8 protein-coding genes are annotated in these 12,841 nt (G+C 57.8%); 1 reads left to right on the plus strand and 7 read right to left on the minus strand.

Features of this window, described 5'->3' with window-relative positions:
* Window positions 1-23: 23 nt before the first annotated feature.
* The 6 genes from rodZ to RAC90_RS11660 all read right to left on the minus strand — a co-directional run bounded on the left by rodZ (window position 24) and on the right by RAC90_RS11660 (window position 11,027).
* A complete protein-coding gene (gene rodZ, locus RAC90_RS11635; RefSeq protein ID WP_039339986.1) occupies window positions 24-1,040 on the minus strand; it encodes a cytoskeleton protein RodZ in 1,017 nt (338 codons plus the stop codon).
* The gene (gene pilW / locus RAC90_RS11640) at window positions 1,030-1,761 is read right to left on the minus strand and encodes a type IV pilus biogenesis/stability protein PilW (protein ID WP_033740890.1); all 732 of its coding nucleotides are present in this window, start codon (window positions 1,759-1,761) and stop codon (window positions 1,030-1,032) included. The genes rodZ and pilW overlap by 11 nt, the downstream gene beginning before the upstream one ends.
* An 81-nt stretch (window positions 1,762-1,842) precedes the next feature.
* The gene (locus RAC90_RS11645; protein WP_033740892.1) at window positions 1,843-3,012 is read right to left on the minus strand and encodes a bifunctional tRNA (adenosine(37)-C2)-methyltransferase TrmG/ribosomal RNA large subunit methyltransferase RlmN; all 1,170 of its coding nucleotides are present in this window, start codon (window positions 3,010-3,012) and stop codon (window positions 1,843-1,845) included.
* 174 nt (window positions 3,013-3,186) lie between these two features.
* Window positions 3,187-3,618 (minus strand): nucleoside-diphosphate kinase, encoded by a 432-nt coding sequence (ndk, locus tag RAC90_RS11650; protein ID WP_003848684.1) that lies wholly within the window; start codon window positions 3,616-3,618, stop codon window positions 3,187-3,189.
* Between the two features lie 176 nt (window positions 3,619-3,794).
* On the minus strand, window positions 3,795-6,119 hold the full coding sequence (gene pbpC / locus RAC90_RS11655) for a peptidoglycan glycosyltransferase PbpC (RefSeq protein WP_375124353.1): 2,325 nt from the start codon (window positions 6,117-6,119) through the stop codon (window positions 3,795-3,797).
* A gap of 12 nt (window positions 6,120-6,131) precedes the next feature.
* Complete coding sequence (locus RAC90_RS11660) at window positions 6,132-11,027, minus strand: alpha-2-macroglobulin (protein ID WP_375124354.1); 4,896 nt, start codon at window positions 11,025-11,027, stop codon at window positions 6,132-6,134.
* Between the two features lie 145 nt (window positions 11,028-11,172).
* On the opposite strand from RAC90_RS11660, the gene sseA reads away from it, so the two are divergent.
* Window positions 11,173-12,015, plus strand: a complete 843-nt coding sequence (gene sseA / locus RAC90_RS11665; protein WP_006120633.1) for a 3-mercaptopyruvate sulfurtransferase — start codon at window positions 11,173-11,175, stop codon at window positions 12,013-12,015.
* 35 nt (window positions 12,016-12,050) lie between these two features.
* Here sseA and sseB read toward each other — a convergent pair whose 3' ends face one another.
* Window positions 12,051-12,815 carry an enhanced serine sensitivity protein SseB gene (gene sseB / locus RAC90_RS11670; protein WP_172677643.1) on the minus strand — a complete coding sequence of 255 codons (765 nt, stop codon included), beginning with the start codon at window positions 12,813-12,815 and terminating at the stop codon, window positions 12,051-12,053.
* Between the last annotated feature and the right edge of the window lie 26 nt (window positions 12,816-12,841).

The raw sequence follows: 12,841 nt of genomic DNA on the forward strand, positions 1-12,841 counted from the left end.
TGCCCGGAACACGCGTTACGCTGTTATTGCGCACCCAACGTCAGGCGAGCAACCTGGTTATTACGGATAAAGCGACTTAAATCAACGGGTTTATTCTGATATTCGACATGAACAGCTGCCGGCGCACCAATTTTCAGACGATACGGGGCCGTTCCTGACAGACTCAGTTTACCGCCACTGCGCTGAATACCGCTAAACAGTTTTTTGCCCGTCGCATCGCTGACTTCCAGCCAGCAATCAGCCGTGAAAGTCATCACCACCGCATTCGGATCGGCGGCAGGTTCGCTGACGGCCGCTGCGCCCACAGGCATGGGCTGCGTAGCGTTCGACGACGTCGGTGCGGTAGTGTTCTCTACGGGTGCCTGACTGGGTGAAACCACGGCATTGTTCTCTGCCGAAGAGGAGGTGGCTGCATTTGCGTTGTCGTTTTCAGCGGGCGTGCTGGCCGCTGTGCCGCTGTTAGCAGGAGCAGGGTTCGCCGCGCTGTTTCCACTGGTTAACGGCACGCTGGTACTGTTATCCGCTGGCGCGGAGGACGAACCACTGTTTTGCCCTAAGGGAATCGACTGGCTGTTGTCACCGCTGCTGCCGTTTTGGTCGGCCATCGACACCAGTTCATCCTGAGAGGCTTTATGGTTTTGCCACCACCAGGCCCCCGTCAGACCAACGACAACAAAGACCACCAGCCAGGTGAAGATCATTAACCAGCCGTCCCGCTTCTTGCGGCGTTTACCCAATGAGAAGCTTTGCATCGGTTCGATTTTGGCTGCCCGCACTGGCGTCTGTTTTGCCATCATCGGCAGCAGTTCCTCTTCAGGAATATGCACCAGACGCGCATAGGAACGAATATAACCGCGCAGGAAGGTAGAGGCTAAATCCGCAGGTGACTTGTCTTCTTCAATATCACGCACGGTAGAAAGTTTAAGGCACAGGCGTTCAGCGACATTTTGCTGCGTAAGTCCCATTTGCTCACGGGCGATACGCAGGCGGGCACCTGTGGAATGAACTGCAGAATTTTCTTGAGTGGCTTCAGTATTCATTAGCTAAATAACGCTGGTACTGTATCGATTGCGGAAAACGTCGCGCTAACTGGTCGCCATAACGTGAAACGTCTGCGTGATTTCCCTGTTGCGCGGCGAAACGTATGTGTAACGCCAGGCTGCGTGCCGTCTCCGGCAGCGGCTGGTAAAGCTCTAACAATAGCGCCAGGTTAGCCCATTGGTCATGTTCGACCGCTCTTTCAGCTTCAGCCAGCAGCGATTCTCCCTTACTTCTGTCCGCATCACGCGCATAAGACAATGCTGCTCGCGCTGACTGTCTGTCCCCTGCCCGCAGATAACAATATCCCGACAGTTCGTACGCATCGATGCGGGCGTCTCCTTCCTGCGCATCTTTTGCCCGGATAAACTGTTGATGCGCTTCATCATACTGCCCTAAAGTGCAAAGAAACGCACCGTAATTGTTAGCGATGTAACCATTATATGGGGCAATTTGCTGCGCCTGTAAAAAATGAAGATGCGCAGCAGAAGTTTGCCCTTGACGCTGAGCGAGCCTGGCAAAGGCCAGCTGCACCCGATAATCCTTTGGCGCTGCCGCCTGCGCGCGAAGGAAATTACGGCGCGCCGCACTGTAATCGTTTACGGCAAGGTAATGCATACCCAGCTGTAAACGCAATTCTGCGGCCCCGGGTTGCGACGGTGAACTGACACAACCGCTTACAACAAAAACGGCCAGTAGCCGCGCGCCTGCTCCTTTGCGCATAAGGTTTCCTTCCTGTCATCCGTGTGGTGGGCAGCAGCCTGCCACGCCGGTAACCGATCAGAAACCCTGTTCGTCCGCCTTTCAGATCGCCTTCACAGATATGGCTTCACCGGCCATCTTCTTACGCAGGGTACGTTTGGTGCGGTCGATGACTTCACCCGCCAGCTGACCACAGGCGGCATCAATATCGTCCCCGCGGGTTTTACGCACAATGGTGGTAAAGCCATAGTCCATTAGCACCTTAGCGAAGCGGTCAATGCGGCTGTTTGAGCTGCGACCATAAGGTGCGCCCGGGAAGGGGTTCCAGGGGATCAGGTTAATTTTGCACGGTGTTTCTTTGAGCAATGCCGCCAGCTCATGCGCATCATCGGTGCTGTCGTTCACGTGGTCCAGCAGCACATACTCAATCGTGACACGTCCCTGGTTGGCGTTGGATTTACCAATATAGCGTTTGACTGCCGCCAGGAAGGTTTCGATGTTGTACTTCTTGTTAATCGGCACGATGTCATCGCGCAGTTTATCATTGGGCGCATGCAGCGAGATAGCCAGCGCCACGTCAATCATGTCACCCAGCTTGTCGAGAGCCGGAACCACGCCCGAGGTCGACAGCGTCACACGGCGTTTTGATAAACCGAAACCGAAGTCATCCAGCATGATTTCCATTGCCGGGACGACGTTATTCAGGTTGAGCAGAGGTTCGCCCATGCCCATCATCACGACGTTAGTGATAGGACGCTGGCCGGTCAGTTTGGCTGCACCGACAATTTTTGCCGCACGCCAGACCTGGCCGATAATTTCGGAGACGCGCAGATTGCGGTTAAAGCCCTGTTGCGCCGTTGAGCAGAATTTACATTCCAGTGCACAGCCCACCTGGGAGGACACGCACAACGTGGCACGGTCGCCTTCCGGGATATATACCGTTTCCACCAGTTGATCGCCCACGCGAATAGCCCACTTAATGGTGCCGTCCGTTGAACGCATCTCTTCGGCCACTTCCGGCGCGCGAATTTCGGTGAGTTCCATTAAGCGGTTACGCAGCTTTTTATTGATGTCGGTCATCTGCTCGAAATCGTCGCAGCAGTAGTGGTAAATCCACTTCATCACCTGATCGGCACGGAACGGTTTTTCACCCAGGGACACAAAGAATTCGCGCATCTGCTGACGGTTAAGATCCAGCAGGTTAATTTTTTGGCTTTTGGGCGAAACGGAAAGCGGTGAGGTGGACGCGGGCGTCACAATCTGTTCGGACATAGTGTTCTCTGGCCTCGTTGTTACACGTTATGGCGCGGTTGGGAAAAGAAAAAATTACGCCTTCACTAAGCTGGCTCAATGAAGGCGCAATATTGTACAACATCTGCTGCCCGATAACAGGTGCGAGTGACCGCGGGTCAGCAGATTTTTGTAAAGCCGTGTACGCGTCAGTAATTAACGGGTACGTGGGCAGATTTCGTTTTCGCCGAAGAAGTACGCGATTTCACGGGCTGCAGACTCTGCAGAGTCAGAACCGTGAGTAGCGTTTTCGGTGAAGCTGTCAGCATAGTCAGCACGCAGTGTACCGGCCAGTGCGTTGGCTGGGTTAGTTGCACCCATCAGGTCACGGTGACGCTGAACGGCATTTTCGCCTTCCAGTACAGAAACCACAACCGGGCCAGAGGTCATGAATTCAACCAGACCGTCGAAGAACGGCTTGCCCTGGTGCTCTGCGTAGAAACCTTCAGCCTGCTCTTTGCTCAGCTGCAGCATTTTTGCGCCAACGATTTTGAAGCCTGCGCTTTCAAAACGGTTGTAGATAGCACCGATCACGTTTTTCGCGACGGCGTTTGGCTTGATGATAGAAAAAGTACGTTCGATTGCCATGATGACCTCTGTCTTGACGTTCTGAAGAAACCGAGGGCGCACGCCCCGGCTAAGAAACGGCGCCGATTATAGGGGTTGAGTGTGACGTTGCCTATCACAGAACCCATAATTTCTTGAAAAATCTTGATCTGTGTCGATGCGGAAGGCTTTCAAATCTGATTTAGCGCAAAAAACCATCATCCCCGTGTGAAGTTAACGGTCGCAAGCTGCCCGGCTTCATCCATCACCACCAGTTGATAGTCACCTGAGCGATCAAGACGCAGCGACAGCGTGCCGTTCTGGTTTTCCGCCGTCACGGGTTCACCGTTCAAAAACCACCAGCGCTGATTACCCTGCCCGCCCTGTGCCGCAACCGGCATGACCAGGGTGGAATTACCCGGCAACGGCTGCACCCGTTGCCCGTCAATGACGCCTGTGACAATCAGCGGCGCGCTGCTGCCCTGCGTGAGTGGCGGGCACTGACTGTCGATAGCCGGTAACCGCTGACGCCGTCGCTCCTGCAACGGTAGCCAGGCTTCCAGCGGTAAGGGCCACAGTAAACGATCGTGGCTGACAGCGTGCGGACAGTCAGCCGCCACGCGGCGGCCCTGGTCATTTAGCCAGTAGCGCAACCGTAAACCGCTGAGGCTTTCCTGGCCCGATGCCAGCAAAGTGGGCGGCAACGTGTCATTCAACACCCAGCTCTGGCGGCGCTGGCGGCAGTTTTCATCGCCCACAGGCAGCGGTTGTCCGCCCGGCCAGCAGATGCTGGCCACCGTAACCGATGCGGGACGAGGATCAACGGGCACCTCCTGTCCGGCTAAACGGTTCATCAGTACGCTGTTTACCTGATTCATCACGGGAACGGCAGACGCAAAACCAAACTGCCCTGCGACGGGCGTTGCATCGGGACGGCCAACCCAGACGCCGATCAGATAGCGGGGATTCATGCCCACCGCCCAGGCATCGCGATAGCCATAGCTGGTGCCGGTTTTCCACGCCAGCGGTACAACCGCAGGCAGGTTCCCTTTGCCCGCAGGCTGCGCTTCACCCGCCAGGACACGGCGGATAATCCACGCCGCGCCGGGCGAAAGCAGAGGCCGCTGCTGCAACGGTTGATCGGGCATCCAGCGCAGTTGCGCGGCGTTGCCCCGACGCACGAAAGCGCTGTACGCCGCAACGATCTCGTCCATGCGCGCGCCGGTGCCCCCCAGGATCAATGACAAATTCGGCTCGGCGCCGGGCGGAAAGCGCAGGTTAAGCCCGACATTGCGCAGGCGGGCCGCGACATTTTTGGGACCCAGCGCTTCCAGCACCTGCACCGCAGGCAGATTAAGGGAACGCACCAGCGCTTCGCTGGCGCTGACCGGCCCATGAAAACCGGTATCGAAGTTACCCGGACGGTAGTCGCCAAAACGGCGCGGCACATCCTGCAGCAGCGACTCGGCATGAATCAGCCCGTCATCCAGCGCCATGCCATAAACAAAGGGTTTTAAGATCGATCCCGGTGAGCGTACGCTGGCAATCATATCGACATGCCCGAAGCGGTTGTCGTCAGCAAAGTCAACGGAACCAACATACCCACGTACGGCCATGGTGGTGTGATCGACCACCAGAATGGCCAGCGAGGTGCGCGGCGGCAGCTGATTTTTGATGTTCAGCGTCATACTTTCCAGCTCACGCTGCAGCGACGGGTCCAGCGTTGAGACGATTTTTTCGTGAGTGCTGATCGACAACAGCCGCCGGGCCAGCAAGGGTGCCATCTGCGGCATTTGCCGTGGTGGCAGCCAGACCGGTTCCTGGCGGATCTCGGCCACCTGACGCGCAGACCAGACGTGATATTGCGCCAGACGGTCCAGCACTTTATTACGTGCCGCCTCAGCCCGTTCCGGCCAGCGGTCGGGCCGCAGGCGGCTGGGTGACTGCGGCAGCACGGCCAGCAAGGCGGCTTCCCCGCGGGTTAACTGCGACGGGGATTTGCCCAGCCAGCTCCAGCTGGCTGCGCCAATGCCTTCCAGCGTGCCGCCAAAGGGCGCGCGATTAAGATAAAGCGTCAGGATGTCGCGTTTTGACAGGTGCCACTCCAGTTGGAGGGCACGCCATGTCTGAATCAGCTTGCCGCGCAGCGTCCGCGGCTGCGGGTCGATAAGCCGTGCCACCTGCATCGTTAAAGTGCTGCCACCGGAAATTACACTACGATAGCGAAGATTCTGCCAGGCGGCCCGCAGCACAGACAGCGGATTAATACCAGGGTGATACCAGAACCAGCGATCTTCATAGGTCAGCAACGCCTGGATATAGGCGGGCGAAACCTCTTCCGGCGTGACCGGATAGCGCCAGATCCCCTGACTGTCGGCAAATCGCCACAACGGCGTACCGTCCTCCGCAACCACCACTCGCGCAGGCTGGACCGCTTTAAGCGGCAGTGGTGACAGCCGGTCCAGTATCAGCAGCGCAAGCAGCAGCCCCAGAACACAAAGCGGCAGCGCCAGCAGCCACCGCTTTCTGATGTGCCTGATCACGCACGCACCCGATTACTGTACATGCAGCTGCTGCGGTGTGCTGCCAATGGCGCGCCATTCGGGCACGTACATGGATTCCACCTGCGGCGGGGGCAATTGATAGCGCCCCGGTGTAACTGCCCGCGCCAGATAAATCAGCGTGGTGGGACGATACGTATCGACGGCCAGAGCGGCAACAAAGCGGTCATCACGGAACTCAATATGCCTGATGCTGGCCTGTTGCATATCCATCATGCTCTCTTTTAAGGCATCGGCGCTGTCCCCCAGACTGGCACTGCTGTCCGCCAGGTTCTGATTTTCCAGCTCCAGACCGGCGGGCAATAAATCCACCGCCAGCGCATCGCTAATGCTGCGTTTGGCTGAGACCGTCAGGCGCACCACCAGCAGTTCCCCGCTGCGCAGATTATTCAAATCGGCAGCCTGCCCATCCAGCGTAAAGTACTCGCGTTTAATCGCCATCATATGGCTGACTGGCGCAGGTGGACTCAGCGGATAGCCGACCACGTTCAGACTGGCGTACAGCGGCGTGCTGCCGACATTACGTACGTCAACGCCCTGAGTCAGTTGCTGATGATCCAGTCCTTTATTTAGCGGCGCATCTCCACTCACAGGCTGATCGCTACCCGAAAGTTGCGCCTGCCAGCGTTGCCCGTTGGCGGTTTGCAGCGTCCGGGCCGCCAGGTAAAGGGCATTATTCTCCTGAGTGGAGAACCAGCGCTTGCCCGTCACCTCTTTAGACAGTGACAGCAGCAGGCTGTTTTGCAGGTCCGGCTGCAGCTGATTTTCAGCCAGCAGCGCAATCATCATGCCCTGATCGCGCACGGTACTGCCGTAGTCGCCAAACCAGCGGTTCTCAGCGCGTGGCAGCGTTGCCCCCTGCATCACCGCCAGTTGCGCACGCTGTTCATCACCCATTAACTTCAGCGCAATGCCCAACTGCATCAGCGCCAGTCCCGACTGGGCCTTGTCACGCTTTTCATACAGCGCACGTAAGGCACCCAGCGGTGCCCGCTGCTGGCGCGCCAGCACCAGTCCGGCATAAGCCTGCACGCTGAAACGTAACGCTTCGACGTGCTGGCTGCCGCCTCCGGTAATCTGCGCCGGGTCCTGAAGATAACGCAGCAGGCGCGCGTTCGCCCGGCTGACGACCTCATCAGGCAACGCATAGCCCGCCTCACTGGCGCGCAGTAAGAAATCCGTCACGTAAGGCGTTAACCAGAATTCTTCTTCGCTCTGTTTGCCCCATAAACCAAAGCTGCCGTCCGCGCGCTGCATGCCCGCCAACCGGGCAATACCGGTTTCCACCGCTGCCCGGCGAACCTCATCAGAGCTGGTTTTGATACCCATGGCGGTAAGTTGCGCCTGGCTGGTGTACAACGATGGCCACAGCCCGCTCGCCGTTTGCTCCAGACAACCGTAGGGATAGGCATAAAGCGCACTGATATAGCGCGCAATATTCAACGGTGGGCGATTACTCAGCGTCAGTTGTCCACTGAGCGTAGCCGCGTCCAGGCCGGCAAAGGCTGCCGCCGTCACCTGCCACGGCTGCTCGCCGTTGATCACCGCGTCAAAACTGAGCGTCTGGGCCGGATAAGCAGGCCTTACGCCAATCTTCCACTGCTGCTGGCTGGGCCGCACCTGCTCACCCGGCAGATTCAGGCCTGAAATCGTGACCTGAACGTCACCGTCACCAAAACCATTTTGCGCGGTGACTGGCACCTGTAGCGTTTTCCGCTCACCTTTGGCCAGCGTCACGTTTTGCGTGGCCGCGCCGGACAGCGCAATAAGCCCCCGGGCTGCGAGATCCACCTTCAGCGTTTGCGGTAAATCAGTCAGGTTGGTGATATCCAGCGCCAGCGATGCGCTGTCGCCGCTGGCCAGGAAGCGCGGCGTGGCCAGTTCACTGACCAGCGGCGCCGCCACAACCAGCTTGCGCTCTGCCGCGCCAAAGCTGTCATCGCTCCAGACCTGCGTCATCAGGCGCAGTTCACCGTTAAATGCCGGGACAGGGAGCGTGATCGAGCCCTTGCCGTTTTTATCCAGCGTAACAGCCTGTAGCTGCTGAGCCACAATGTTGACGTGGGTAACGGGTTTCTTGCCGCCGCGCGTCAGCGTGTCGTCTTCGCCGTCGCCGCCAAAGCGCAGCGCTGCAAGGCGTCCGCCGCCTTCAATCAACTGCCCAAACACATCGTACTGGTCGACGTTATAACGTTTACGGCCGAAAAAGGCCTGCCAGGGATCCGGGGTTTTGTAATCCGTCACGCTCAAAACCCCGCTGTCCACCGCCGACAGCAGCACATGCACCTTATCCGGCAGCGGGCCGCCTTCACGACTGGCCTGCACATTGACCGTCAGGTTCTGCTCAGGGCGAACCTTTTCGGGCGCATCCAGCGTCAGGGTCAGGCGGCGCGCGTCGGTCGCCATCGGCAGATGTAGCAGTCCGACGGCACGTTTTGGCGTAGCGCCACTGGTTTTGTCCCCTTCCCGTACGACGATGGCACTAAAATAGAGATCGTGACGCTGCCAGCTGTTGGCAATCGGCACATCCACCGTCGTCCCGCCCTGCGGAACGGTCAGCGGCTGCCACCACAGCGTGCCGCTGCTGGACTCAACCATCAGATAGCCCTTGCCGGCCGTGGGCGATTCCACCTGCAGATGCACGGTTTCTCCGGGCTGATAAGCGGCTTTGTCTAAGCGGAGTTTGACCTGATCCGGGCGCAGAGCGCCCGTACCATTGGTATTATCCTGCCAGTCATAGCCCGCCTGAAAACGCACGCTGCTGACAATTTTTTCACCCGCCTGCACTTCCAGTCGGTAGCTGCCCCACTCGACCGGGAAGCTGACTTTGGTACTGCCCTCAGCGGGCACCGTAATCGATCGCTCATCTTCCTGCAGATCTTTCGCGTCGTAGCGTGACTGCCAGCCTTCACTGTCAGAGAAGCTCCAGTAGTAATCACGACGTTCGCGAATCAAGCGCACATTCAGCTTTTCTGCCGCCAGCTTTTCGCCCTGACTGTTGGCGTAAACAATGTCGAAATCGGCCAGGCTGTTTTCCGGCACGGTCGGCTCATCGCGATAACTGTCACTGCGGTAATCGTAGATCGACTTGTTGCCGAACAGGGGACGAATGCCCGGCAGCGCCTCCGCGGGCCAGATCGCCTGAGTGGCACGTCGGGTCACAGGCCGTCCACCCGTTTCCAGCAGGCTGGCCTGTAAAATCAGGTTTAGCGGCGAGTGGAGCTGGTCCCACTGATTCTCGACGGTTAGCTGGGCTTTGCCGTTCGCATCCAGTTTGATATCCACATCACCCAGGCTGCGTTTGACGCCCTCCTCAGTGATATCCCCAAACTGATAGCCAGGCAGTGCTGCCACCGCGTCCCGGGCAGGACGTAGATAGAGCTGCCCCTGCAGCGCATTCCCCGCCGCAGGCGCGCCATAGAGATAACGCCCCTCAACGTTAAAGGTGATATCCGCATCGGCAGGCTGAGGTTGCTCATCGTTTTTCAGCGTCAGCGACATGCGCTCTGGCAGGAAATCTTCGACGCGGAAATGCCACTGACGCGGCAGGTTATCACCGGTGTTCAGTCGCAGCATCCAGCCACCGGTCATGGCGGTCGTGGGCAGGCTGAATCGCTGCTGATACAACCCGTCCTGCGGTTGCCAGACAAAGGTGCGCACCACTTCACCGTCGGGCTGTACCACTTCGGCTTTAACCGGCTGGGCCGGTAACGGTTTGCCATCAGCATCACGCAGCAGCGCATTGGCGATCACCGTTTCGCCGGGACGGTAGATATCGCGCGGGCCAAACACGAACAGCTGCTTGTCATAGCCCTCCGGTCCCGCCACGGGAAATTCGGCTAAATCTAATGCCGGGCGAGCCAGATCGATGAGGGAGGTTTGATCGCCCTGTATTGCCAACAGGAACTTGCCCTTGTCTTCGGCTTTCAGACGCACATGCCCGCTGCTGTCGCTGGTGCCGTTTTGCAGGACCTGCCCTTTATCGTTCAGGACTCTGACATTGACGCCTGAGAGCGGATCGCCGTTTTCCAGACTCTGGGCAAACAGTTCAAACTGGCCCGGAAAACGGTGCAGTGACAGGCCGATATCGCTCAGGGTGAAGAGCGTGGCTGGCATACTGTAATGATACGTGCCGGCCTGTTTCATCACGGCCAGATAAACGCCCGGTTGCTGAAGCGGCTTGATGTCTTTTAGCGGCAGCTGCAGTTTTTCCCGCGTATTGCGTGCCGGGTTAAGCTCAAAGCGGCCGCTGTAAACCAGCTCGCTGGTTTTAAGCAGCTCCTGAGATTGCCAGGTTGAGAGATTACTCCCGTTATTCCACTGGGACAGGAATTGCGCCAGGCCCGCGTTTTTAATCCTGAAAAAATCGACATCCACCTGATCGACATTCAAGGCCAGCACCGGCAGGCCCTGCGCAATACGCAATGGCAGCAAAGAACCGCGACTGGCGAAGCCCACCATCGGCTCAATGTCGCGCGTGGTGATTTTTTGGCTGTAAGCCGCGGTCAGCGTTTCACCACTGGCGGCGCGCAAGCCCGGATCGACGGTCACAGTAAAGTGCCGTGAGGGTTCAGGATGGCGAAAACGCAGCGCCTTGCGATTCCCGGACAGCTCCCAACCGCCATCCACCTTGCCGCGCTGATCGTCCGTCAGCCGGACTTTTTTGGCCACGTCCTGCTTATCATCAAGCGGCTGATTGAACGTTAACACCAGTGCGGCGGCACCATCGAGCTGGAGCTCGGAGAGGTCGATAATGCTCAGCGGCTTACTGACCTGCGCACTGGCGGCAGGCGTTTCAGCGCTGACGGAAAAAGCAGGTAACGTGGCGGCAGACAGCAGCGCGCCGCCGATCAGCATGCTGAACAGCAGCCGGTTAATGCGTTGTTTCATGGTAAATCCTTCACCGTGCCCCAGGGGAATTGTTTTATAATGCTGCACGATTTCACATCAACCTTCGCATTTAATCAACGCTTCTCTTGAGATGGTGGGCACATTGCCCGACACTGGCATCACAGATTGCAGAGAAGAGGTTGTTATGACGACGCCACTGTTTGTGTCCGCCGACTGGTTACAAGAACATTTTAATGACGGCACGCTCCAGGTTCTGGATGCGCGTATGCTGCCGCCGGGCATGGAAGCCACGCGCGATATTCAAAAAGAATATCTGGCGGAGCATTTGCCTGGTGCGCCTTTTTTCAATATTGAAACGCTTTCCGATCACACCAGCCCTTATCCCCACATGTTACCCCGGGCCGAAAGCTTCGCGGTGGCGATGCGCGAACTGGGCATCAACAGTGATAAGCATTTGATTGTTTATGATGAAGGCAATCTGTTTTCTGCGCCCCGCGCGTGGTGGATGCTGCGCGCCTTTGGCGTGGCACAGGTCTCCATTCTGGCTGGCGGTCTGCAGGGCTGGAAAACGGCGGGTTATGCGCTGGCTGAGGGCGAGGTCAGTCTGCCGGAAGGTGAGTTTGATGCACAGTTCGATGAAGGCCTGGTGAAACGCCTGACGGATGTCTTGCTGATTAGCCATGAAGGCGGCGCGCAAATTGTCGATGCGCGCGCGGCGAACCGTTTTAATGCTGAGGTCGATGAACCCCGTCCGGGATTGCACCGTGGGCACATTCCCAACAGCCTTAATCTGCCCTGGAATACCCTGGTCGAGCAGGGCGCACTCAAGCCGGAAGCCGAACTGCGTTCACGCTTTGCGGAAGCCGGTGTGGATATCAGCAAACCCATCGTAGCCAGCTGTGGCTCTGGCGTGACTGCGGTGGTGTTGATTCTGGCGCTGACGGCTCTGGGTGCAAGGGAAGTGACGCTGTATGACGGATCCTGGTCCGAATGGGGCAGCCGGGATGATTTGCCGATTGCGAAGTAACGGTAAACGCGCGGCCGAACAGGCCGCGCAGTGTGTCAGATGATCCGCTGACCACCTTTGAACTCACGCAGGAAACTGCCCCAGCGGCGTTCATAAAAGGGCGTAATGTGCGCGGTAAAGAAGTGACTGATTCCGCGGTCCTCTGCCGTAATCTCACACACATCAATGGGTGCATCATCCAGTAATGTATCGGTGGCTACGCTGCCGGCCGCCTGAATAATTGCCTCAATATCGCTGTCCGCTTCAATACCAATCAACAGATTAGGCACATCATCCGCCTGTTCACGAATGCTGGCAATGAAAGCGCGTTTAACCTGCTTGTATTTGCTGAACAACTGCGTCAGCGAGTCGATCATCTGCGCGGGCGGTTCCGCGATTTCTGACAGCAGCAGTGACTGACCGCCTTCCAGCACCGTTTGCTGCATCAGGGCACTGCCCTCTTCCCCCAGCAGATGACTGATTTCCGCCGCAGAAAACTCTTTGCCCGTGGGCAACTTTGGATTAAGAAACAGCGTTTCGCCACGGGTCATTTCAAACAGCGTACGTACCGGCAGCCGCACATAAGGCTGCTCATCGTTGATCGCCTCGCTCATCGCCTGTTCGGAGGTAAAAAACGGGATCACACTGCTGCCATCTTCTTTTTCCCAGTGCTGCAGGTCGACAGGCGTGCTGGCATCCAACTGCTGCTGGGTGCTTTCCCCCGGCACCCATGCATCCGCCTCCAGCAGTAGCTGAAAAAACTCAGGACGATGGGCAGGCTCCGTGGCGGCCAGCTTCAGCACCTCTTCAAGACGGTTCATCATTCACTTCTACCTTCAAAAAGCGG

It is taken from the genome of Pantoea sp. CS_6 (genome assembly GCF_041954745.1).
Taxonomy (GTDB): Bacteria; Pseudomonadota; Gammaproteobacteria; order Enterobacterales; family Enterobacteriaceae; genus Pantoea; species Pantoea stewartii.